At 63.1% G+C, this 21,398-nt stretch carries 19 protein-coding genes; 12 read left to right on the top strand and 7 right to left on the bottom strand.

What is annotated here, in order from left to right:
• Positions 1-126: 126 nt before the first annotated feature.
• The 5 genes from ubiG (at position 127) to yfaE (ending at position 5,967) form a co-directional block, all read left to right on the top strand.
• A complete protein-coding gene (gene ubiG, locus AB5Y53_RS08900; protein ID WP_041211453.1) occupies positions 127-843 on the top strand; it encodes a bifunctional 2-polyprenyl-6-hydroxyphenol methylase/3-demethylubiquinol 3-O-methyltransferase UbiG in 717 nt (238 codons plus the stop codon).
• The gene (locus AB5Y53_RS08895) at positions 843-1,529 is read left to right on the top strand and encodes an HAD family hydrolase (RefSeq protein ID WP_368181702.1); all 687 of its coding nucleotides are present in this window, start codon (positions 843-845) and stop codon (positions 1,527-1,529) included. Before ubiG ends, AB5Y53_RS08895 begins: the two co-directional genes overlap by 1 nt.
• Before the next feature lie 588 nt (positions 1,530-2,117).
• The gene (gene nrdA / locus AB5Y53_RS08890) at positions 2,118-4,385 is read left to right on the top strand and encodes a class 1a ribonucleoside-diphosphate reductase subunit alpha (RefSeq protein WP_010674815.1); all 2,268 of its coding nucleotides are present in this window, start codon (positions 2,118-2,120) and stop codon (positions 4,383-4,385) included.
• Positions 4,386-4,464: 79 nt separating this feature from the next.
• Positions 4,465-5,598 carry a class Ia ribonucleoside-diphosphate reductase subunit beta gene (nrdB, locus tag AB5Y53_RS08885; protein WP_368181701.1) on the top strand — a complete coding sequence of 378 codons (1,134 nt, stop codon included), beginning with the start codon at positions 4,465-4,467 and terminating at the stop codon, positions 5,596-5,598.
• 69 nt (positions 5,599-5,667) lie between these two features.
• Entirely contained in the window at positions 5,668-5,967 is a 300-nt protein-coding gene (gene yfaE, locus AB5Y53_RS08880; protein WP_319899931.1) for a class I ribonucleotide reductase maintenance protein YfaE, read from the top strand.
• Between the two features lie 133 nt (positions 5,968-6,100).
• Here yfaE and mltA read toward each other — a convergent pair whose 3' ends face one another.
• Positions 6,101-7,252: a murein transglycosylase A gene (gene mltA, locus AB5Y53_RS08875; RefSeq protein WP_279989315.1), complete on the bottom strand. Its 1,152-nt coding sequence runs from the start codon at positions 7,250-7,252 to the stop codon at positions 6,101-6,103.
• 150 nt (positions 7,253-7,402) lie between these two features.
• Between mltA and AB5Y53_RS08870 the strand changes: the two genes are divergently transcribed.
• Complete coding sequence (locus AB5Y53_RS08870; RefSeq protein WP_039040754.1) at positions 7,403-7,654, top strand: DUF1289 domain-containing protein; 252 nt, start codon at positions 7,403-7,405, stop codon at positions 7,652-7,654.
• An 82-nt stretch (positions 7,655-7,736) separates the two neighbouring features.
• Here AB5Y53_RS08870 and fruA read toward each other — a convergent pair whose 3' ends face one another.
• The 3 genes from fruA to fruB are packed head-to-tail and all read right to left on the bottom strand — an operon-like array spanning position 7,737 to position 11,547.
• Positions 7,737-9,461, bottom strand: a complete 1,725-nt coding sequence (gene fruA, locus AB5Y53_RS08865) for a PTS fructose transporter subunit IIBC (protein ID WP_368181700.1) — start codon at positions 9,459-9,461, stop codon at positions 7,737-7,739.
• Positions 9,458-10,447, bottom strand: coding sequence for a 1-phosphofructokinase (pfkB, locus tag AB5Y53_RS08860; protein WP_042879539.1), 990 nt, complete (start codon positions 10,445-10,447; stop codon positions 9,458-9,460). Before pfkB ends, fruA begins: the two co-directional genes overlap by 4 nt.
• Positions 10,447-11,547, bottom strand: coding sequence for a fused PTS fructose transporter subunit IIA/HPr protein (fruB, locus tag AB5Y53_RS08855; RefSeq protein WP_042017120.1), 1,101 nt, complete (start codon positions 11,545-11,547; stop codon positions 10,447-10,449). The genes pfkB and fruB overlap by 1 nt, the downstream gene beginning before the upstream one ends.
• Before the next feature lie 307 nt (positions 11,548-11,854).
• Here fruB and cra point away from each other — a divergent pair, with 307 nt between their 5' ends.
• The 4 genes from cra (at position 11,855) to AB5Y53_RS08835 (ending at position 15,985) form a co-directional block, all read left to right on the top strand.
• Positions 11,855-12,841 (top strand): catabolite repressor/activator, encoded by a 987-nt coding sequence (gene cra, locus AB5Y53_RS08850; protein WP_010674823.1) that lies wholly within the window; start codon positions 11,855-11,857, stop codon positions 12,839-12,841.
• Positions 12,842-13,454: 613 nt separating this feature from the next.
• Positions 13,455-14,648 carry an aromatic amino acid transport family protein gene (locus AB5Y53_RS08845; RefSeq protein WP_319872796.1) on the top strand — a complete coding sequence of 398 codons (1,194 nt, stop codon included), beginning with the start codon at positions 13,455-13,457 and terminating at the stop codon, positions 14,646-14,648.
• A gap of 243 nt (positions 14,649-14,891) precedes the next feature.
• A complete protein-coding gene (locus AB5Y53_RS08840; RefSeq protein ID WP_039040750.1) occupies positions 14,892-15,296 on the top strand; it encodes an antitoxin Xre-like helix-turn-helix domain-containing protein in 405 nt (134 codons plus the stop codon).
• A complete protein-coding gene (locus AB5Y53_RS08835; RefSeq protein WP_368181698.1) occupies positions 15,296-15,985 on the top strand; it encodes an RES family NAD+ phosphorylase in 690 nt (229 codons plus the stop codon). The genes AB5Y53_RS08840 and AB5Y53_RS08835 overlap by 1 nt, the downstream gene beginning before the upstream one ends.
• Positions 15,986-16,071: 86 nt before the next feature.
• Here the strand turns inward: AB5Y53_RS08835 and AB5Y53_RS08830 are convergent, their stop codons facing one another.
• The gene (locus AB5Y53_RS08830) at positions 16,072-17,478 is read right to left on the bottom strand and encodes a DEAD/DEAH box helicase (protein WP_368181696.1); all 1,407 of its coding nucleotides are present in this window, start codon (positions 17,476-17,478) and stop codon (positions 16,072-16,074) included.
• A 338-nt stretch (positions 17,479-17,816) separates the two neighbouring features.
• Here AB5Y53_RS08830 and AB5Y53_RS08825 point away from each other — a divergent pair, with 338 nt between their 5' ends.
• Positions 17,817-18,602: a substrate-binding periplasmic protein gene (locus tag AB5Y53_RS08825; protein ID WP_368182007.1), complete on the top strand. Its 786-nt coding sequence runs from the start codon at positions 17,817-17,819 to the stop codon at positions 18,600-18,602.
• Positions 18,603-18,691: 89 nt separating this feature from the next.
• Here AB5Y53_RS08825 and aroC read toward each other — a convergent pair whose 3' ends face one another.
• Both aroC and prmB read right to left on the bottom strand, forming a co-directional pair.
• Complete coding sequence (aroC, locus tag AB5Y53_RS08820; RefSeq protein ID WP_368181694.1) at positions 18,692-19,780, bottom strand: chorismate synthase; 1,089 nt, start codon at positions 19,778-19,780, stop codon at positions 18,692-18,694.
• Positions 19,781-19,796: 16 nt separating this feature from the next.
• The gene (gene prmB / locus AB5Y53_RS08815) at positions 19,797-20,732 is read right to left on the bottom strand and encodes a 50S ribosomal protein L3 N(5)-glutamine methyltransferase (protein WP_039040745.1); all 936 of its coding nucleotides are present in this window, start codon (positions 20,730-20,732) and stop codon (positions 19,797-19,799) included.
• A 65-nt stretch (positions 20,733-20,797) separates the two neighbouring features.
• Between prmB and smrB the strand changes: the two genes are divergently transcribed.
• Positions 20,798-21,322 (top strand): endonuclease SmrB, encoded by a 525-nt coding sequence (gene smrB / locus AB5Y53_RS08810; protein WP_041211465.1) that lies wholly within the window; start codon positions 20,798-20,800, stop codon positions 21,320-21,322.
• Positions 21,323-21,398 lie beyond the last annotated feature (76 nt).

The raw sequence follows: 21,398 nt of genomic DNA, 5'->3' as shown, positions 1-21,398 counted from the left end.
ATTAAGCCACAAATCCGATGAGCACATCGGGCTGGTGCGACGAAGTCGGTCCGTTATAATGCGCGCCAGGACAATAGATTGCGCGCGCCCAGCCCGCTGCGCGCCTTGCCACAGGATCATCAAAACATGAATAGTGATGCCAATGTCGATCTGACAGAAATCGCCAAATTTGAAGCCATCGCCTCCCGCTGGTGGGACATGGAGGGCGAATTCAAGCCGCTGCATCAAATCAACCCGGTGCGCCTTGACTGGATCACCGACAAGAGCGGCGGCCTGTTTGGCAAGCGCGTGCTCGACATCGGCTGCGGTGGCGGCATCCTCTCCGAGAGCATGGCCCGCCGGGGGGCCCGGGTCACCGGCATCGACATGGGCAAGGAACCCCTCGGCGTCGCCCGCCTGCACGCGCTGGAACAAGGTGTGGAGCTCGAGTACCGCCAGATCACCGCCGAAGCCCACGCCGATGAAGCGCCTGGCCAGTATGACGTGGTTACCTGCATGGAGATGCTGGAGCACGTGCCGGACCCGGCCTCGGTGCTGCGCGCCATCGCCACCCTGGTACGGCCGGGGGGCAAGGTGTTCGTCTCCACCATCAACCGCAACCCCAAAGCCTATCTGATGATGATCCTCGGGGCCGAGTACCTGATGAAGATGGTCCCCAAGGGCACTCACGATCACAAGAAGTTCATCACCCCCGCCGAACTCTGTCGCATGGGGGAAGCAGCGGGCCTCCTGGTACGGGACATGAGCGGCGTTCACTACGCCCCGCTCTCCAACAGCTTCAAGCTCGGCAAGAATGTCGACGTCAACTACATGGTGGCGTTCGAGCGCCCGGAGCAAGGCTGATGAGCACACCTCACCCCATGCCCCTGCGCTGCGTGCTGTTTGATCTGGACGGCACCCTGCTCGACACCGCCCCAGACCTTGGCGCCGCCGTCAATCACGTGCTGATAAGCGAAGGCTTTGCCCCGCTCTCTGACGACATCATCCGCCAGACCACCTCCCACGGGGCCCTCGGGCTGCTCAGGGCCGGTCTTGGGGACGAGCTGCTCGAGGAGCTGGGGGCTACCCGCCTTCGCACCGCCCTGCTCGATTACTACGCCGCCAACCTCTGCGTCGGCACCCGCCCCTATGAAGGCATGGTGGATCTCATCGAGTGGCTCGACGAGAAGCAACTGCCCTGGGGCATCGTCACCAACAAGCCGGGCTTTCTCACTGAACCGCTCCTGGCAGCCCTGCCGGCGCTGGCCAGTTGCGGCGTCACCGTCAGCGCCGACACCCTGCCGGTGCGCAAGCCCGACCCCGCCCCCATGTACTTTGCCTGCGAGCGCCTCGGCATCGCGGCCAACCAGTGTCTCTATGTGGGGGATCACGTGCGCGACATCGAGGCAGGCCGCAATGCAGGCATGCGTACCGCGGTGGCTGGCTGGGGTTATCTCAATGATGACGAGGATCCCGCCCTCTGGGGCGCCGACCTTCACTTTGATACCGTGCAGGCCCTGCACCACTGGCTGCGTTACGAACTGAGCTGACACGTTCATTGCCCATGACCGACAAGGCATCCGGATAGAGGTGGATCTGCGGGGCAACTTTGATGTTGTCCCGATGGCCATGTGGGCATCAGCCCCGGCGCGCAGCTCCCCCCGCAGCACACCAGAGGGATCCCGGACGATCCCTCTTTTTACGGGCTTGGCAACCCCCCGAACGGCGTAACAGGACACCTTTTGACCCTGACTGCACAAGGGATGAGCAGGCCGGATTTGCTAGTAAAAACACCCTGCTTTCGCAAGCAAAAAAAGTTATTTTAATTTTCCATCTTCGATCGCCGGACTTGCATTTGACGGATCGGACGGATGAAAACCCGTTCGCTGTGAGCGTCCACTAACTCCCGTCCCGACACCCACAATTTATCCACAGCTAATGCGTTATCCACAGATTGCATTACCGCATCGACCTCACTATCTTGTAGTTCGCATTAAAAATAACACTACATCTTGTGATTCATCGCACAATCCCTGCCCAGTTCCCCTCGACAGACGGAGCCGGGTTGCGCCATTGTGCGATGGCTTTTCGGGAATCAACCGATACCGGCAGGTATCAATGAAAGGGGTCATCAGCCAATGAACTTGTTTGTGACGAAGCGTAACGGACACAAAGAACCCATCGATCTGGATAAAATTCACCGTGTGCTCGACTGGGCTGCCGAGAAGCTCGACAACGTGTCGGTCTCCCAGGTGGAGCTCAAGTCCCACATCCAGTTCTATGACGGTATCCGTACCGCCGACATCCACGAGACCATCATCAAGGCTGCTGCTGACCTCATCTCCGAGCAAAGCCCGGACTACCAGTACATGGCTGCCCGTCTGGCCATCTTCCACCTGCGCAAGAAGGCCTACGGCCAGTTCGAGCCGCCCCACCTGTATCAGCACGTCGCCAGACTGGTGGACATGGGCAAGTACGACAAGCACCTGCTGGAAGACTACACCCAGGCGGAATTTGAGGAGCTGAACGGCTACCTCGATCACTGGCGCGACATGGACTTCTCCTACGCGGCGGTCAAGCAGCTCGAAGGCAAGTACCTGGTACAGAACCGCGTCACCGGCGAGATCTACGAGAGCCCGCAGTTCCTCTACATCCTGGTAGCAGCCTGCCTCTTCTCCAAGTATCCGAAAGATACCCGTCTGGACTACATCAAGCGCTTCTATGATGCGGTCTCGACCTTCAAGATCTCCCTGCCGACCCCGATCATGAGCGGCGTGCGCACCCCGACCCGCCAGTTCAGCTCCTGCGTGCTGATCGAGTGTGACGACAGCCTGGATTCCATCAATGCCACCGCCAGCGCCATCGTGCGCTACGTGTCCCAGCGCGCCGGCATCGGCATCAACGCCGGCCGCATCCGTGGTCTGGGCAGCCCCATCCGTGGCGGCGAAGCCTTCCACACCGGCTGCATCCCCTTCTACAAATACTTCCAGACGGCGGTGAAGTGCTGCTCCCAGGGCGGCGTGCGCGGCGGTGCGGCCACCCTGTTCTACCCGCTGTGGCACACCGAGGTGGAGAGCCTGCTGGTACTGAAGAACAACCGCGGCGTGGAAGAGAACCGGGTCCGTCACATGGACTACGGCGTGCAGATCAACAAGCTGATGTACCAGCGCCTCATCAAGGGCGGTGACATCACTCTGTTCTCCCCGTCCGATGCACCCGGCCTCTATGACGCCTTCTTCGCGGACCAGGACAAGTTTGAAGCGCTCTACGTCAAGTACGAGCAGGATCCGGCCATTCGCAAGAAGACCCTGAAGGCGGTGGATCTCTTCTCCCTGATGATGCAGGAGCGCGCCGGTACCGGTCGCATCTACATCCAGAACGTGGATCACTGCAACACCCACAGCCCGTTCGACCCGAGCGTGGCACCGGTTCGCCAGTCCAACCTCTGCCTCGAGATTGCGCTGCCCACCAAGCCGCTCAACAACGTGGATGACGAGGACGGCGAAATTGCACTGTGCACTCTCTCCGCCTTCAACCTGGGCGCCATCGAGAAGCTGGAAGATCTGGAAGAGATGGCCGAGCTGGCAGTGCGCGCTCTGGACGCCCTGCTCGACTATCAGGACTACCCGCTCAAGGCCGCCAAGAAGGGCAGCATGAACCGCCGCACCCTGGGTATCGGCGTCATCAACTACGCCTACTACCTGGCGAAAAACGGTGCCCGCTACTCCGATGGTTCCGGTCTGGCCCTGACCCACCGCACCTTCGAGGCGATACAGTACTACCTGCTGAAGGCCTCCGTGCAACTGGCCCGCGAGTTCGGCCCCTGCCCGGCCTTCAACGAGACCACCTATGCCCAGGGTATCCTGCCCATCGATACCTATAAAAAGGATCTGGACACCCTGTGCAATGAACCCCTGCACCTGGACTGGGAAACCTTGCGCGAAGAGATCAAGACCGTGGGTCTGCGCAACTCCACCCTGACCGCCCTGATGCCGAGCGAGACCTCCAGCCAGATCTCCAACGCCACCAACGGCATCGAGCCGCCCCGCGGCCTGGTGTCGGTGAAAGCCTCCAAGGACGGCATCCTCAAGCAGGTGGTGCCGGAGTACCACCGCCTGAAGGATCAGTACGAACTGCTGTGGAAACAGCCGAGCGTCGACGGTTACCTGCAGCTGGTCGGCATCATGCAGAAGTTCGTGGATCAGGCGATCTCCGCCAACACCAACTACGACCCGGCCCGCTTCGAAGGCAACAAGGTGCCGATGAAGCAGTTGCTCAAAGACTTGCTGACCGCCTACAAATACGGTCTCAAGACCCTCTACTATCACAACACCCGTGATGGTGCCGACGACACCCAGACCGATCTGCAAGATGACGGCTGCGCCGGCGGGGCTTGCAAGATCTAACCGCGAAACGCACTGATAAACCGGGCGGGAGCATCAAACTCCCGCCCTCCTGTTTTCCCTATTTCACGGCATTCGAACCATGGCTTACTCTACTTTTTGCCAGACCCAAAACGATCAGCTCAAGGAGCCGATGTTCTTCGGCCAGTCGGTCAACGTAGCCCGTTATGATCAGCAAAAGCACGACATCTTCGAGCGGCTGATCGAGAAGCAGCTCTCCTTCTTCTGGCGCCCGGAAGAGGTGGACGTCTCCCACGACCGCATCGACTTCCAGGCTCTGCCGCCCCACGAGCAGCACATCTTCATCTCCAACCTGAAGTACCAGACCCTGCTGGATTCCATTCAGGGCCGCAGCCCCAACGTGGCCCTGCTGCCCTTGGTCTCCATCCCGGAGCTGGAGACCTGGATCGAGACCTGGGCCTTCTCCGAGACCATCCACTCTCGCTCCTACACCCACATCATCCGCAACATCGTCAACAACCCGGGCCAGGTGTTCGACGACATCGTGACCAACGAGCAGATCTTGAAGCGCGCCGGCTCCATCAGCCACTTCTATGACGATCTCATCGAGGCCACCTCCGTCTATCACCTGCACGGTGAGGGAACCCACCGGATCGGGGATTGCGAAGTCACCATCAGCCTGCGTGAGCTCAAGAAGAAGCTCTACCTGTGCCTGATGAGCGTCAATGCCCTCGAAGCAATCCGCTTCTACGTGAGCTTCGCCTGCTCCTTCGCCTTCGCCGAGCGCGAGCTGATGGAGGGCAATGCCAAGATCATCAAGATGATCGCCCGTGACGAGGCCCTGCACCTGACCGGCACCCAGCACATGCTGAACCTGATGCGCAGCGGTAACGACGACCCCGACATGGCAGAGATCGCCGTCGAGTGCGAGCAGGCCTGCTTCGAGCTGTTCAAGGAAGCGGCCCTGCAGGAGAAGGAGTGGGCCGAGTACCTGTTCCAGGACGGCTCCATGATCGGCCTGAACAAGGACATCCTCTGCCAGTACGTGGAATACATCACCAACCTGCGCATGGCGGCCGTCGGCCTGCAACCGGCCTTTGCCGGCACCAAGCAGAACCCCATCCCCTGGATCAACACCTGGCTCTCCTCCGACAACGTGCAGGTGGCGCCCCAGGAAGTGGAAGTAAGCTCCTATCTGGTGGGTCAGATCGACAGTGAAGTGCACGCCGACGATCTGGGTGACTTCGAGCTGTGATGCAAGGCGACCTCTGCTGGCAGACCATGATGCGGGAGAGCGACGTCCGTGAGTGACGCCACCACCACCCTGAACGCGCCCCTGCATACCGCCACCACGGCGCCGGAGGGGCAAGTCCCCCAGGTACAGACCCTGGACGGTGTGCTGCACCCCCATCCCGGCGAAAGCGTGCTGGAGACCCTGGAGCGCCACGGTCATCATGTGGAGTTCCAGTGCCGCAGCGGATATTGCGGCGCCTGCCGCACCCCGCTGCTGGCGGGCAAGGTGCACTACGCCGCCGTCCCGCTCGCCTTTGTTTCTCAGGGGGAGTGCCTCCCCTGCTGCTGCCAGCCGGTGGGCGCCATCAAGCTCGATATCCGAAAGGGCTGACGGCCCTTATCGCCAGATCTGCCCTGCAAACAAAAAGCCGCCGGATTGCTCCGGCGGCTTTTTTCATGGGAATCTCCCATATCTTGAGGGAAATGAGGGGCCATGGCCCCTCTTACATTACAACCTGGGGGCGTTACAACCAGGGGGCGGCGGTCGGCCCGTGGTGCAGACCCAGCTTCCAGACCCGGCCAAAGTGCTTGTAGTGACCGGCCGCGACACCGGCTTTCTCCCCCATGCCGTGGTAGAGATCGAGGTGCCCCTTCTTCACCGCGCCCCCCACATCCAGCGCAATCAGCAGGCGCAGCTGGTGCTTGCCGGTCCAGTTGCCCTCTTTGTCCAGCAGCGGCACTTCCGCGAGGATGGGGGTGCCCATGGGCAGCAGGGTTTTGTCGGCAGCCACCGCCGCCATCGGCAAGAGCGGAATGCCGGCGGCCCCCACCACGTCGTTGGTGGGACGGCGCTCGAAGAAGACATAGGAGGGGTTCTGCTCCACCAGCTCCTTCACGCTCTCTTCCGGCTGACGATTGGCCCACTCCTTGATGGCCTTCATGGACATCTGCTCCTTGGGCACTTCGCCACGGTCGATGAGCACCCGGCCAATGCTGACATAGCCGTGGCCGTTCTTGCCGCTGTAACCGAGGTACTGCAACCGGTCGTCATCGCCGTAGTGAACGAAGCCGGAACCCTGCACGTCCATCAGGAAGTTGTCGATGAGGGACTTGCTGTAGCCCAGCTCCAGCCCCCGGTTGGCCAGCGCACCCCGGTGGATCTCGGCCCGGCTCGGGCAGCGACCGCCGCAGTTGGGCATGGCATAGATGGGATACTTGTACTGGGCGTCCGGGCGATGGCGCACCTCCAGCACCGGCGAGTAGTAGCCGGTGAAGAGCACGTTGCCCATGCGGTCGGCACCGCCAAGCTGCGCCAGGCTGATGCCGTACTGGGTGATATGGGCGGGATTGCCCCCATTGGCGACCCAGCGTGAGAGTTGACGGTAGAGCTCCCCATAGCGGCTCGCCATGCGGCCGGAGCGTTCCATCACCATCCGGCTCTGGGGACCGAACTTGCTGTAATCGGCGCGGGCGCGGCTGTTGACCCGCTCCACCCGCACCAGATCCCCCGGCAGGGCACCATCCAGATACTGCTTACCCAGATTCACAGGGATCTCGCAGTTCAGAAAACATCCGGATTCCGCCTTCTTCTGGGGCACCTTGACCGGTTCAGGGTTGCCCGCACAACCGGCCAGCCCCACCACGGCGGCGGCCAACCAGCACGCATGTCTATTCATATGTCCTCATATAACACCGAGTGTCTTGCACGGCGGGGAAGATGCCAAAATTGCCCGGGGAAAGCAAACGCCTTCACGCCCCTGACGACGGATTTCTCCTGCCGTGATCTTCTGGGTTATAACAAGGTGACAAGGTGTGAGAGGTCATGGATGGAACAGCTCGAAATCTTCCCGCTCCAGAGCCCCTGTGTCGGGGTCTGCGAACTGAACAACAAGGGGTATTGCAAGGGATGCCTGCGAAGTCGCGAGGAGCGTTTCAACTGGCTTGCTATGACCCCTGCCCAGCAGCAGGAGGTGATGCGCCTGTGCCGCAGCCGCAAGGCCAGGGTCGAGGCCGCCCGCCGCAAGGCGCAGGCCGCAGAGGCGGCCGATCCGCCGCCCCCGCCGGGCTGGGATTTTTAAATCCCACGTTGCCCCTCCCCTCAACAAGAAAGGCGGCCCCAGGGCCGCCTTGTCATGAAGGGTGTGTCACGCCGTGACGTCCTCAGGCGGTCGCCAGCTTGGCCTGCTCCTCGCCACGCTTGAGCATGGCGTAGGCCACCCCGGTCACCAGAGAACCGGCGGCGATCGCCAGGATGTACATCATCACATGGCTGATGGCGTTCGGGATGAAGAGCACGAACAGACCACCGTGGGGTGCCACCAGCTCGCAGCCGAACAGCATGGAGAGCGCACCGGTCAGGGCGCCACCCGCCATGCAGGCCGGGATGACGCGCATGGGATCCTTGGCGGCAAACGGGATGGCCCCCTCTGAGATGAAGCACAGACCCAGCACGAAGGAGGCCTTGCCCGCTTCCTGCTCCGCCTTGATGAACTTTCTGCTGGCCAGGAAGGTCGCGATCCCCATCCCCAGTGCAGGCACCATGCCGGCGGCCATGACCGCTGCCATGGGGGCATAGGTCTTGGAGGCGAGCAGGCCGACACCGAAGGCATAAGCCGCCTTGTTGACCGGGCCACCCATGTCGAAGCACATCATGGCGCCGATGATGACACCCAGCAGCACGGCGTTGGCAGAGCCCATGTTGTTGAGGAACTCGGTCATGGCATTCATGATGCCCGCCACCGGGCCACCCACCACGTAGATCATCACCAGACCGGTGAACAGGCTGGCAAAGAGCGGAATGATGAGGATGGGCTTGAGGGCTTCCAGGGTCACCGGCAGGCGCACCTTGTCGCTCAGGAACTTGGCACTGTAACCGGCGAGGAAGCCGCCGACGATGCCGCCAAGGAAACCGGCGCCGAGCGAGCTTGCCAGCATACCGGCGATCATGCCGGGCGCCAGACCCGGACGGTCGGCGATGGAGTAGGCGATGTAGCCTGCCAGCACCGGGATCATCAGGGCGAAGGCGGAGCCGCCACCGATCTTCATCAGGGCCGCGGCCAGCGTCCCCTCTTCCTTGAACGCTTCAATGCCGAAGATGAAGGAGAGCGCGATGATAAGGCCCCCCGCCACCACCATGGGCAGCATGAAGGAGACGCCGGTCAGCAGGTGCTTGTAGGGGCCCGCCTTTTCCTCTTTCTTGACCGCGGCCGCGCCGCTGTGGCGATAGACCTTCGCCTCGGTCCAGGCCTTGTCGAGCTCGGCCCGGGTTTTCTTCAGGGCAGCCCCCGTGCTGGTGCGATAGACCGGTTTGCCGTCAAAGCGCGCCATGTCCACCTCGATGTCAGTGGCGAGGAACACCAGATCGGCGGCGGCAATCTCGTCCGCCGTCAGGGCGTTCTGGGCACCGACCGAGCCCTGGGTTTCGACGCGGATCTGGTGACCCAGCTGCTTGGCCATGGTCTCCAGGGCCTCGGCCGACATGAAGGTGTGGGCCACCCCGGTCGGACAGGCCGTCACCGCCACGATGCGCTTGGCACCGCTGGCCGGTTTGGCAACCACTGGCGCCACCTCATGGCGATAGACGCTGGCACCGCTGCGCGCGGCTTCCAGCAGGGCAGCGGGATCCTGGAGCGCCAGATCCATGTCGCCCCGATAGAGCGACTTGCCGTCATAGGCGGCGAGATCCACCGGTGCGCTGGCAACGACCAGCACCAGGTCGGCGGCGGCAATCTGCTCTTTCGAGGGAACCTGACGGGGCTGCACGCTGGAGTCGACGTCGAGGGTGAGCTCCCAGCCAGCCAGTTTGGCCTGCTGTTCTATCCGTTTTGCAGCGAGAAAGCTGGTGGCAATGCCCGCCGGGCAAGCCGTAACCAGAATTGCTTTCATTGGGCATCTCCTGAGTTAGCCATCAAATGGGGTTGGGGTTGAGTCGGTGCCAGATCATCCAGACGCTGTACGCGCACCTGCTCGAGTAACGGTTTGAGCACATTGATATCGTTGAAGCCGACCGCGACCTGGCTCACCGCCAGTGCCGAGACGGCGGTGGCCAGACGCAGGGTCTGCTCCGGCGTCCAGTCCAGGCTCATGCCATGGACCAGGCCCGCCACCAGGGAGTCGCCGGCACCCACGGTGCTGACCACCTCCATGCGCGGCGGAATCGCCTGCCAGGTGGCATCCGGTGCAAACCAGATGAGGCCGTCGGCACCATTGGAGATCACCACGTTGGGGATCCCGCTTGCCTGCAGCGCGCGGGCGCACTCGGCCTGCTCGCTCAGGGTCTTCACGGGGCGACCCGCCCACTGGCTCAGCTCTTCCAGGTTGGGTTTGACCAGGGTCGGCGCCGCCTTGATCCCTTCGCTCAACGCCGCGCCGCTGCAATCGAAGATCACCTGCTTGCCCTTGGCCTTGAGCAGGCGGATCAGGTGGCCGCAGTAATCGGGGGCCACCCCTTTGGGCAGGCTGCCCGCCAGCACGAACCAGTCGGTGTGGGGAGCCAGTCGCTCCAGCGCCGCTTCCAGGGCGCTGACATCGCCCTCCTGCACGGCGAGTCCCGGCAGATTGAGATCGGTCACCCGACCGGATTGTTCGGAGATCTTGACATTGATCCGGGTGTCGCCCGCCACGCGCACGAAGTGATCGGCAAGGGCACGCTCCTCGAACAGGGAGACGAAGCTCTGCTGGTTGCCCTCACCGAGCCAGCCGGTCAGGCCTACGTCACGGCCGAGATCTTTCAAGACCATGGCGACGTTGATCCCCTTGCCCGCGGCGCGCAAGTTGGCCTCGCTCACCAGATTGACCTCGCCAGGGTGCATGACCTCCAGACGGGTGGTGAGATCGAGCGCGGGATTGAGGGTGATGGTGACGATGTCCATCAGTGCGCCCCCTCGCCCAAGCCGGCGGCAATGGCTTCGCCAATGCCCTTGAGGGCGGCTTCGGCATCCGCTCCTTCGGCGCGAAACGCCAGACGATGACCGCACTTGACCCCAAGCCCGATCACCTTCATCAGGCTCTTGGCAGAGACGGCTTCACCGCTGCCATCGAGGTTGGCGACGCGGATGTCGGATTCATACTCCTTGGCCACCTTGACCAGCATGGCGCCCGGACGGGCGTGCAGACCGTGAGGGTTGATGATGGTGAAGGTCTCGGACAGCCCGCTCGCCGGACCCGCCTGCAACATGGCAAGACCGTCGCTGCCAGAAAGGGTGGCCAGCTGGCCGGCTGCGGCCAGCTTGGCCAGATTCTCGAGTTGCGGCAGATGGCCGCTATCTGCGGCACACAGCAGCAGCAGGGCGCTGACTGGCAATTCACCGACGTTCAGCGGGGTGCTCGGGGTGGCCAGCACCCAACCGGTCTGGGCCGCTTGCGCACGGGCCAGCCAGATACCCTCCCCCAGGTGAACAGGCTGGCTGGCCAGGAGGGCACTCACCATGGCGGCGTCTCCCCAGCCTGCGGATTTGGCGCGGGCCGCAGCCCCCAGCAGCAACTGGTCCTGGTCGTCGGCCGGAAAGTCTGCCAGGGTCAGGTATTGCACCTCTTTGGCGCCAGTCGCGCCAGTCAGGATATTGATGATGGTCTCTTCGTCGGTCGCCCCCTTGAGCTGAGCTGCGGCCTGCTCGTCACCCAGCACGTGGGTGAGCTGGCGCAAGATCCCCAGGTGCTCGTCGGACTTGGCGGCGATGCCGATGGCGACGTAGGCAATCTGCCCCTCGTCCCACTCGATGCCGTGGGGGAACTGGGCCACCATGACGCCGGTGCTCTTCACCAGATGACGGGTGTCCGTGGTGCCGTGGGGAATGGCGATACCGCTGCCAAGATAGGTGGCGTGCTGCGCTTCCCGCGCCAGCATGCCGTCCACGTAACCTGCTTCAACCAGACCGGCGTCGGTCAGTTTACTTGCCAGCAGGGCGATGGCGTCCGCCTTGGTCGTCACCGATTGTCCCAGCAGGATTTGCTGTCGCGCCAACTTCAACATAGAGATTCTCCATCAGGTCCGGCTTCACCTCGCGGCGTACCGGCTCAACTCAACTCGATTTTTGGGTAACTTGCCTGCTGACAATAGACGGTGATCTCTCGCTTTAGTGAGCCGGAACCCATTTCCAAGTGCAGATAATCATCCGTTACTGACAAGCTGAATCGTTTCATCTACACTCAGACTGAATCGTTTCAGCGAATTGTTCAAGATCCCGCAGAAAGTACGTTTCAATGATATGATCCCGCGCACACTTTTCGGCGCCCCAACCAGGAACCGGCGCGGGCCTTGCAACTCAAACAGAGCCAACATGATGAAACTGGATGAAATCGCCGCGCTGGCCGGTGTCTCTCGCACCACCGCCAGCTATGTGATCAATGGCAAGGCCGATCAATACCGCATCAGCCAGGCAACCCGCGACAAGGTGATGGCCGTGGTCCATGCCCACAACTATCAGCCGGACAGCCGCGCCGCTTCCCTGCGCGGCGGCCAGACCCGCACCCTCGGCTTCATCCTGCCCGACCTCGAAAACGCCAGTTACGCCAAGCTCGCCAAGCGCCTGGAGCAAGGGGCCCGCACCCAGGGATATCAGTTGCTCATCGTCTGCTCGGAGGACGATCCGGACACCGAAAAGGAGCTGGCCCGGATGCTGGTGAGCCGCCATGTGGACGCGCTCCTGGTGGCAAGCTGCCTCCCCCCGGCGGATCCCTTCTACCTGGAGCAGCAGTCCAGGGGCGTGCAGATCCTCGCCATCGACCGAGCCATGGCCACCGAGCATTTCGTCACCGTGGCGAGTGAAAACCAGAAGGCGAGCCTGGACCTCACCGCCTCCCTGCTCACCCCGGCCATCGGTCATATCGCCTTGATCACTGCACTGCCGGAACTGACGATCAGTCAGGAGCGAAAAGCGGGCTTCGAACAGGCGATTGCCAGTCACAGTGCGACCCGCCACCTGTGTGAAGGGGCCCACTTCTCGCGCACCGAAGGGTATCGCCTGATCAAGACGCTCCATCAGCAGCTCGGCCAACTGCCCGAGGCTCTGATCACCACCTCCTACATCCTGATGGAGGGGGTGCTCGACTACCTGCTGGAGCAGGAGGCCGACATGAGCCAGCTCGCCATGGCTACCTTCGGGGATGACCGCCTGCTCGATTTCCTCCCCTTTGGCATCAACTCCCTGCCCCAGCAGCACGACGCCTTGGCAAGCCAGGCCCTGACGCTGGCCCTCAAGGCGGTCAATGGCGACTACCAGAGCGGCCTGCACTATGTGAGCCGTACCCTCAAACGCCGCCGCTGACCCGGCAACGACGCACCACCCCGGGGGCGGCCCGCAGTGCCAGCCCCTGAGCCTCCTCCCCCACACCTGCTTGTGTTCTCCCCTGTTGTCTCAGCTTTTGCCCTTCGCCTTCTGGCTTTGAGGTGATCTGCCGGGCGGCAACCCCGCGCCAGGGCACGTTTATCGGCGCCTCGGCTCGCTATAAGTGAAAATGATGGCTTTTGGGAGTATGACCCGATGTTTGCTTATATCGGGCCAGTCGCACCACCAGGGCCCCGTGTTACCCTCTGCAAGCCCTGTTGCCGCCAACGCGGGCGCTCTCGATGTCGACCCGCAACGCAGCCTGACGGGCAGCCTCCCCCTGAGGGGCGCGCTTTTTCGGCGCATGGCGCAATGTGTCACTTTTTATTGCCACCCTTCGGCTTGCTACAGCACAAAATCCGCTTTTAAGGGGTTGTTTCCGCCATTTCAATCCGCTAACTTGGCAACCAATTTTTACAACTGACAGGTTTCAGGTACAGATGTATCCACACCGATATTGCTAGCCTCCGGCTTTTCCCCGGAGGCGTCTCCCGACACAGCCAACTGGCTCTCTCTTGTTTGCAACAGCGCCCCTCACTTTCGGATGGATGACATGAATACCAAGACCCTGGGTTGTACCCTGTTGATTGCCGGCACCACCATAGGCGCCGGCATGCTGGCCCTGCCGCTGGCCTCCTCGTCCCTGGGCGGCCCCGCCACCCTGATGCTGATGATCGGCCTCTGGGCCCTGATGGCCTTCACCGCCATGCTGCAGGTGGAAGCCAGCCTCAGCACCGGCAAGTGGTACCTGCACCAGCTGGCGGATCACCTGCTCGGCCCCTGGGGCAAGGGCATCGCCTCCTTCTGCATCCTGATGCTGTTCTACGCCCTGGCCTCCGCCTACATCAGCGGCGGCAGCAGCCTGCTGGCCCAGGCACTGGCCGATGCCGGCCTTCCCCTCGGCCAGGAGCAGGCGGCCTGGGTCTTTACCCTGCTGTTTGGCGGCATGGTGTGCGTCGGCACCAGGCAGGTGGATTACCTCAACCGCCTGATGTTCACCGTGAAGCTGGTGATCATGGTGGCGGTGCTGGCGCTGCTGCTGCCCCGCGCTCAGGGGCAGCACCTGCTCTCCATGCCCCTCGGGGAAGGCCTGCTGCTGGCGGGCCTGCCGGTCATCTTCACCTCCTTCGGCTTCCACGGCTCCATCCCGAGCGTCATGCTCTACCTCGGGGACAACCCCAGGCAGTTGCGCCGAGTCTTCGTGTGGGGCTCCGCCCTGCCGCTCGTGCTCTACGTGCTGTGGCAGGTCGCCATCCTGGGGCTGCTGGGCCAGCAATCCCTGATCCAGACCGGCGGCGCCCTGGACAGCCTGCTGGCCAACGTCGGTGGCCTGGTGAGCTGGCCCGCCTTCAACCAGGCGATGCATCTGTTTGCGGATCTCGCGCTCGCTACCTCCTTCCTCGGGGTGACCCTGGGACTGTTCGACTTCATGGCCAAGGTGACCCGTCGCAAGGACAACTGGCAGGGCCGCACCCAGACCGGCCTCATCACCTTCGTGCCGCCCCTGCTGTTCGCCCTCTACTTCCCGCAAGGCTTCATCATGGCGCTGGGTTACGCCGCCATTGCGCTGGCGGTGCTGGCGGTGCTGCTGCCGGTGGCCCTGGTGTGGCAGAGCCGCAAGCAGGCCGAGGCGCACCACTACCGCGTCCCGGGCGGCGTACTGGCCCTGGGTCTGGCCGGTGCCATGGGGGTACTGATCGTCGGAGTGCAGGTCAGCGTCAGCATGGGGCTGCTGCCAGCCCTCTGATCTCCCCGGCCCGACAAACAGAAACGCCGCAAAGAGACACGCCCCGCCAACCCAGTTGGCGGGGCGTTTCATTGGCACGGGCTCATTTGGCCGACCCGCGCCCCTCCTCGCGAAGCCCATCCAATAATGAACATTTGAGTGCAACCATGTATAGATATGTACATGACTGCGCCCCTGCCCTACACTGCTTAGCAGACAACCCATGATCCCGTGCCCGTCTGGCACGCCAACCCGGGAGGCAACATGGCCGCCACCGCATCTCTTCCCCGGCAACAGCCCGCCGTCGATCCCAGCAAGGCCCTGCCCGTGGTGTTTCGCATCCTGGACAAATGGCAGTGCAGCACGGACGAACAGCTCAGGCTGCTTGGCATTACCTCCCGCTCTACCCTGAACAAGTACAAGGAGGCCAGCGGCGGCATTCGGCTGAGCGCCGATCTCCAGGAGCGGATGAGCTATCTACTCAACATCCACAAGAGCCTGCGGCTGCTGTTCAGCCTGGATGAGAGCATCTATGGCTGGGTGCGCAAACCCAACAGCCACCCCTTCTTCGCCGGGCGCAGCGCCATGGAGGTCATGCAGGGTGGGCGGGTGGCCGATCTCTACGAAGTGGCCACCCGGCTGCACGCCTGGCGCGGGGAGATGGCCTGATGTCCTCCCCGCCCTTGCGCGCCTTCCACAATGCCTGCGCCTATCGCATCATTCCGAGCCGCTTTCCCCCCATCTGCCTCTATGAAGACGTCGCTACCGCCGACGAGCTGGAGGCGGTCTGGGCCGTCGAGGCCCTGACCAACGACAGGCTGAGGGAAGAGGCGGGCGAGCTGATGCGGGTGCCCAGGGAAGACTGGCTGGTGGGGCTGCCCGGCGGCAGCTATGTGATGGCCGCCTTCACCCACCTCAATCCCGAGGGTGGCCGTTTCACCACGGGGGACTTTGGCGGCTACTATTGTGCCCCCTCCCTCGACACCGGCATCAAGGAGACGGTCTACCACAGGGAGCGGATCTTCGGGTACACCCGGGAGCCGGCCCAGAAGGTGCAGATGCGGGTGATCCAGGCGCAGTTCAGCGCCAGCCTCATCGACATCACGGGCCCGGCGTTTCTGCCAGGCCCCCTCTATCACGCCACCGATTACGGCCCCGCCCAGGCCTTCGCCCGGGAGCAGAAGGTCGCCGGGGCGGACGGCATCCACTACCGCTCGGTGCGCCACCCCGGTCACGACTGCCACGTGCTCTATCGCCCCCGTCTGGTCAGCCGGGTGGACCACGCCCGTCATCTGGAGTACCAATGGAGCGGCGAGGCCATCACTCATGTGCTGGAGATCCGCCTCTACGGTGAATAGCGTCTACCAGGACAAAAAAAGCCCCGCCAGATTGGCGGGGCTTTTTGTATCAACCGAACAGTGGGGGAGCCTGGCTCCCTGACCGCTTACTGGTTGTGGGTAGCACGACGAGGACGACGGGCCTGAGCCGGTTTGCCGGCGCCGCCTTCCGGACGCTGGCCACCTTGGGGCTTGGGCTTGCCACCGTTGCCAGTGCGATTGCCACCGCCGTTACCACCGGCGCCATTGCCGGAGCGACCGGCCCCCTGACGCTGGCCCTGGCCTTGCGGACGCGGCGCACGGCGCTGCTCGCTCGGATCGCGCGGCTCTTTGCGAAGCGGCGCGCCGATGCCACGGGCGATGTTGTCGAGGGTCTCGCGGGAGGCTTCAAAACCGGCCACCTGCTCGCACGGAATGTTCTGCTTGGTCAGCCGCTCGATGGCCTTGATGAGCTTGCCTTCATCGGCCGCGACCAGGGAGATGGCGTGACCGGCGGCGCCGGCACGGCCGGTACGGCCGATACGGTGCACGTAATCTTCCGCCACGTTCGGCAGCTCGAAGTTGACCACCTGCGGCAGTTTGTCGATGTCCAGACCACGGGCGGCGATGTCGGTCGCCACCAGCACCTTGACGCTGCCATCCTTGAAACCGGCCAGGGCACGGGTACGGGCACCCTGGCTCTTGTTGCCGTGGATGGCGGCAGCGCTGACGCCGTTCTTGTCGAGGGTCTCGGCAACGCGGTTGGCCATGTGCTTGGTACGGGTGAACACCAGCACCTGCTGCCAGTCGTTACTGGTGACCAGATGGCTCAGCAGGGCAATCTTGTTGGCCTTGTCACAAGGGTGTACCAACTGTTCGATGCGCTCGGCGGTGCTGTTGCGCGGGGTCACTTCGATCACCGCCGGGTTGTCCAGCAGACCGGTGGCCAGCTCGCGAATTTCGTCGGCGAAGGTGGCAGAGAACAGCAGGTTCTGGCGCTTCTTCGGCAGCAGGGCCAGAATACGGCGGATGTCGCGGATAAAGCCCATGTCGAGCATGCGATCCGCTTCGTCCAGTACCAGGATCTCCACTTCGTCGAACTTGACGGCGTTCTGGTTGTAGAGATCCATCAGGCGGCCCGGGCAGGCCACCAGCACGTCCAGACCACGGCGGGTCGCCATCATCTGCGGGTTGATGCTCACGCCGCCAAATACCACGTGGCTGCGGATCGGCAGGTGTTTGCCGTAGTTGCGCACGCTCTCGCCCACCTGGGCGGCCAGCTCGCGGGTCGGGGTCAGCACCAGGGCACGGATGCGATTCGGGGAGACCTTGCGCTTGCTTTCAGTCAGACGCTGCAGCATCGGCAGGGTGAAACCTGCGGTCTTGCCGGTCCCGGTCTGGGCGGCGGCCATCAGATCACGGCCAGCCAGTACCGCCGGGATCGCTTGTTGCTGAATGGGAGACGGGGTGTCGTAGCCTTGCTCGGCAACGGCACGCAACAAGGGTTCGGCCAGACCGAGGGAAGTAAAACTCATAGTTACCTGCTAGGGATAGGGGCGCCAAAGATCGTGGTGGGGCTCCTCTGCTGAGCCGATGCCATCTCACAGGATCCGGGCCTATAGAGAAAACAACGATTTCCCCGGGGAGCAGAGCAAAGGGGAAAGAATAGAGGCGCAGTCTAACGGAGTTGGCGCACTTAGACGAGGAAAATGTGATGCACCTCCCAGCGCGGCTGGAAATAGCGACAAAGGCAGGACAATATGGCCCGAATCGCCGTATGTATCAAAGCCCCTGCACAGCCTGCCGGGGACGGCGCGATACACGGAACAGGAGGTTTTGATTGAAACGGAAGTTCACCCCCACCGCCCGGCGCATGCTGGGCCTCGTCTTGCCCCTGCTCTTCGCCCAGCCCCTCGTCGCCAGGGAGACCCTGTCGGTGGCCTGGAGCCACTGGCCCCCTTTCAGTCAAATCGCTGCCGACGGCACCCTCGGCGGACTGGACGTTACCCTGACCCGCCAGATCCTGGACAAGGCAGGCGTTGAGCCCGCCTTTCGCAACCTCCCCTGGGCCCGGGCCCTCTACCTCATGGAGCGCCAGCAGCTGGACATGGCCATGGGCGCCCTGAAAACCCCCGAGCGGGAGCGGTTCGCCCGCTTCTCCGCCCCCTATCGGCGCGCCAGCTTCGTGCTGCTGAGCCAGCGCCCGCAGGCCGGGGAGCACGACGGCTGGCAAGGGCTCACCGAGCTGGCAACCCTCTGCCAGGCCAAGGGGCTGCGACTTGGCAAGCTGCGGGGTACCCGCCCCCTGCCGATGAACGAGGAGTGCCCTGCCCTCGGGCAGGCGAGTGAATACAACAGCGATGACAGGCTGCTCACCCTCTTGCTGGCGCGCCGCCTCGACGGCGTCATCATGGAGTGGCAATACGCCCGCTACCACCTAGGCCAGCTCGGGGCGAGCGACGCCATCCAGTGTCAGGTGCTCTTGCACCAGCAGCCGGTGCGCCTGATGTTTGCCAAAGAGGCCGTGAACGATGAGGCGCTCGCCCGCATCGATGCCGCCATCGCCACCCTGCCCTCACCGGACCCCGCCTTTGCGCCGCCCCGCTGCCGCCTGGACGCAACCCGGCTGTCATCGCTCTCGACGCCATCGGCCCCCTGACGCCGACGCCGACGCCGGCAAAAAACCACAAGGCGACCCTGGGGTCGCCTTGTGGTTTTTGGTGATCACTCACCCTGCCTGCAGCATGATCAGCGCAGTTGCGGGGTCTGGGTGTGCACGCCCTGGTTCTGGGCGCGGTGGCGCAGCAGGTGATCCATCAGCACCAGGGCCAGCATGGCCTCGGCGATGGGCACGGCACGGATGCCGACGCAGGGGTCGTGACGTCCCTTGGTGATCATCTCGGTGGCCTCACCACTGGTGGTGATGGTCTTGCCCGGCACCGTGATGCTGGAGGTGGGCTTGAGGGCCATGCTCACCACGATATCCTGACCCGACGAAATGCCCCCCAGGATGCCCCCCGCATGATTGCTGGCAAAGCCGGTCGGAGTCATCTCGTCCCGGTGCTCCGAGCCTTTTTGCTCCACCACCGCGAAGCCGTCACCGATCTCCACCCCTTTCACCGCGTTGATGCCCATCATGGCGTGGGCGATGTCGGCGTCGAGGCGGTCGAACACCGGCTCCCCCAGGCCCACCGGCACGTTGCGCGCCACGACGCACACCTTGGCCCCCACGCTGTTGCCCTCTTTCTTGAGAGCACGCATGTATTCATCCAGCGCCTCCAGCTTGCCCGCATCGGGGAAGAAGAAGGGGTTCTGCTCGATCTGGCTCTCGTCGAACCCTTCCGCCTTGATGGGGCCGAGCTGGGAGAGAAAACCCACGATCTCGATGCCGTGCACCTTTTTCAGGTACTTCTTGGCGATGGCCCCCGCCGCGACCCGCATGGCGGTCTCGCGGGCCGAGGAGCGGCCGCCGCCACGGTAGTCACGCTGGCCGTACTTCTGGTGATAGGTGTAGTCGGCGTGGCCGGGTCGGAACAGATCCTTGATCTCGGAGTAGTCCTTGGAGCGCTGATCGGTGTTCTCGATGAGCAGCCCGATGGAGGTGCCCGTGGTCTTGCCCTCGAACACCCCGGAGAGGATCTTCACCTCGTCCGCCTCGCGGCGCTGAGTGGTGTAGCGGGACGTACCGGGCTTGCGCCTGTCCAGATCCCCCTGCAAATCGTCTTCGCTTATCTCCAGCCCCGGCGGGCAGCCGTCGACCACGGCGCCCAGCGCCAGACCGTGGCTCTCGCCGAAAGTGGTGACCCGAAAGAGTTGGCCGAAACTGTTCCCTGCCATGAATGCTCCTTGCTGCTTAGTTCTTGTAAATGGCGAAATGGGCCTGGTACTGCTCGAGCTCTGCGCGGGTCATCACAAAGACGCCGTGACCGCCGTTTTCGAACTCGACCCAGGTGAAGGGCACCTCGGGGAACTGGGCTTCCAGGTGGATCATGCTGTTGCCCACCTCGACCACCAGCACCCCATCCTCTTTCAGGAAGTCGGCGGCATTGGCCAGCAGACGTTTGGTGAGCTTGAGGCCGTCGGAGCCCGACGCCAGGGCCAGCTCCGGCTCGTGGCGAAACTCCTCCGGCAGATCCGACATGTCCTCGGAGTCCACGTAGGGCGGGTTGGAGACGATGAGATCGTACTTGTCACCGGCCGGCAGATCCCGGAACAGATCGGAGCGAATGGGGATGACCTGCTGCTCCAGCCCGTGATCGTTGATGTTGCGCTCCGCCACGTTGAGGGCATCGACGCTGATGTCGATGGCATCCACTTCCGCATGGGGGAACTCGTGGGCCATGATAATGGCGATGCAGCCGGAGCCGGTGCACAAGTCCATGATCCGGGTCGGTTCGTCTTTCAGGAAGGGGGCGAAGCGGTTGGCCACCATCTCGGCGATGGGGGAGCGCGGAATGAGCACCCGCTCGTCCACGTAGAATTCCCAACCCGCATACCAGGCCTTGTTGGTCAGGTAGGGCGCCGGAATGCGCTCCTGCACGCGGCGGATGATGAGCTCGGCGATGCGGTGGCGCTCGCTGGTGGTCAGGCGGGAGTGGCGCATGGCGGGATCCACGTCCGGCGGCAGATGTAACGCGGGCAGCACCAGTTGCACGGCCTCATCCCAGGCGTTGTCGGTACCATGTCCGTAGAAGATCCCGGCGTCGTTGAAACGACTCATGGCCCATCGCAACATGTCCTGGATGGTGTGCATTTCGGCAACCACCTCATCGATAAATATCTTGTCCAAATCCACCTCCAAGTCGAGTAATATCCGGCCCGAGAATTTTATACAGCGAGCAAGACGAGTACCTGATGAAAAAAACGCCCTCACTCACAGACGAGGAAAGCCTGCTGTTTCGTGATGCTGTCAAAGGTACCCGGAAAATTAAGCAAGATACCATAAGGGCCTCCTCAAGCCCGGTCAAGCAGAAACGCGAAGTGCGCGAGAGCCGCGAAAAGCTTGGGGTTGACCACTTTTTCAGCGACGAGTACCAGCCCCATCTCGAGGCGGACGGGCCGACCCGTTACGTGCGCGACGACGTGTCAAAATTCGAGCTGAAAAAGCTCAAGCGCGGCAGCTACCCGCCGGAGATTTATCTGGATCTGCACGGCATGAACCAGCACCAGGCCAAGCAGGAGCTGGCGGCCCTGCTCACCCTGTGCCGAAAAGAGAACATCCACGTCGCCTCGGTGATGCACGGCATCGGCAAGCACATCCTCAAGCAGCGCATCCCGAGCTGGCTGGCCCAGCACCCCGCTGTGCGCGCCTTTCACCAGGCGCCGCGGGAGTGGGGGGGCGAGAGCGCCATCCTGGTGCTGCTGGACATCGAGGAGTGACCCCCTTCCCCGCCCCGCCTTGCCCCGGGTGAACGCCATAAAAAAACCACCGCCAGCTTGCGGTGGTTTTTTCTTG

It is taken from the genome of Aeromonas sp. R7-5, from assembly GCF_040908015.1.
GTDB classification, from domain to species: domain Bacteria; phylum Pseudomonadota; class Gammaproteobacteria; order Enterobacterales; family Aeromonadaceae; genus Aeromonas; species Aeromonas caviae.
This window is presented reverse-complemented; position numbering and strand designations above follow the sequence as displayed.

What these genes read in the sequence shown, in the direction of transcription:
- nrdB (WP_368181701.1), top strand. Translation starts at nt 4,465, where the DNA reads ATGGCTTACTCTACTTTTTGCCAGACCCAAAACGATCAGCTCAAGGAG.
- ubiG (WP_041211453.1), top strand. Translation starts at nt 127, where the DNA reads ATGAATAGTGATGCCAATGTCGATCTGACAGAAATCGCCAAATTTGAA.
- cra (WP_010674823.1), top strand. Translation starts at nt 11,855, where the DNA reads ATGATGAAACTGGATGAAATCGCCGCGCTGGCCGGTGTCTCTCGCACC.
- AB5Y53_RS08840 (WP_039040750.1), top strand. Translation starts at nt 14,892, where the DNA reads ATGGCCGCCACCGCATCTCTTCCCCGGCAACAGCCCGCCGTCGATCCC.
- fruA (WP_368181700.1), bottom strand. Translation starts at nt 9,461, where the DNA reads ATGAAAGCAATTCTGGTTACGGCTTGCCCGGCGGGCATTGCCACCAGC.
- AB5Y53_RS08845 (WP_319872796.1), top strand. Translation starts at nt 13,455, where the DNA reads ATGAATACCAAGACCCTGGGTTGTACCCTGTTGATTGCCGGCACCACC.
- smrB (WP_041211465.1), top strand. Translation starts at nt 20,798, where the DNA reads ATGAAAAAAACGCCCTCACTCACAGACGAGGAAAGCCTGCTGTTTCGT.
- AB5Y53_RS08895 (WP_368181702.1), top strand. Translation starts at nt 843, where the DNA reads ATGAGCACACCTCACCCCATGCCCCTGCGCTGCGTGCTGTTTGATCTG.
- pfkB (WP_042879539.1), bottom strand. Translation starts at nt 10,447, where the DNA reads ATGGACATCGTCACCATCACCCTCAATCCCGCGCTCGATCTCACCACC.
- AB5Y53_RS08825 (WP_368182007.1), top strand. Translation starts at nt 17,817, where the DNA reads ATGCTGGGCCTCGTCTTGCCCCTGCTCTTCGCCCAGCCCCTCGTCGCC.
- fruB (WP_042017120.1), bottom strand. Translation starts at nt 11,547, where the DNA reads ATGTTGAAGTTGGCGCGACAGCAAATCCTGCTGGGACAATCGGTGACG.
- mltA (WP_279989315.1), bottom strand. Translation starts at nt 7,252, where the DNA reads ATGAATAGACATGCGTGCTGGTTGGCCGCCGCCGTGGTGGGGCTGGCC.
- AB5Y53_RS08830 (WP_368181696.1), bottom strand. Translation starts at nt 17,478, where the DNA reads ATGAGTTTTACTTCCCTCGGTCTGGCCGAACCCTTGTTGCGTGCCGTT.
- AB5Y53_RS08870 (WP_039040754.1), top strand. Translation starts at nt 7,403, where the DNA reads ATGGAACAGCTCGAAATCTTCCCGCTCCAGAGCCCCTGTGTCGGGGTC.
- AB5Y53_RS08835 (WP_368181698.1), top strand. Translation starts at nt 15,296, where the DNA reads ATGTCCTCCCCGCCCTTGCGCGCCTTCCACAATGCCTGCGCCTATCGC.
- aroC (WP_368181694.1), bottom strand. Translation starts at nt 19,780, where the DNA reads ATGGCAGGGAACAGTTTCGGCCAACTCTTTCGGGTCACCACTTTCGGC.
- nrdA (WP_010674815.1), top strand. Translation starts at nt 2,118, where the DNA reads ATGAACTTGTTTGTGACGAAGCGTAACGGACACAAAGAACCCATCGAT.